This window comes from Vibrio marinisediminis (assembly GCF_014050145.1).
GTDB lineage: Bacteria > Pseudomonadota > Gammaproteobacteria > Enterobacterales > Vibrionaceae > Vibrio > Vibrio marinisediminis.
This window is the reverse complement of sequence record NZ_JACFYF010000207.1, coordinates 1-283: the sequence shown is the minus strand read 5'-3', so window position 1 is coordinate 283 and position 283 is coordinate 1. Positions and strand designations below refer to the sequence as shown.

1 protein-coding gene is annotated in these 283 nt (G+C 61.1%); it reads left to right on the top strand.

All coding sequences use genetic code 11. The annotated features are described in order from the left end of the window. Positions 1 to 13 precede the first annotated feature (13 nt). Positions 14 to 283, top strand: a 270-nt coding sequence (locus H2O73_RS23910; protein WP_281364272.1) for an ABC transporter substrate-binding protein, incomplete at its 3' end; no start/stop codon positions are given.

Genomic DNA, 283 nt, shown 5'->3' with positions numbered 1-283 from the left:
CCTGCCCGTGGCGATGTCCCTCGGTCTCGGAGGACTGCCGACAGCGATGGACGCGCTTCTGGTCATGTCGGTGAACGGCAATGTCATCGGCGTGTCCAACGGCCTTGCCAGCAAGATGCGCAGCAATGGCTGGCGCGAGGATTTCAGAGATCCGCTAGCAACCGGCAAGCACCTGATCCGCGCCAGCGGACGCAAACTGCGCATCGGCGTTCCTTTCCCGTTCTCGATGCATGCCGAACTTGTCTATTTCTGGCTGAATGCACTGGGTCTGAAGACCCCCGAC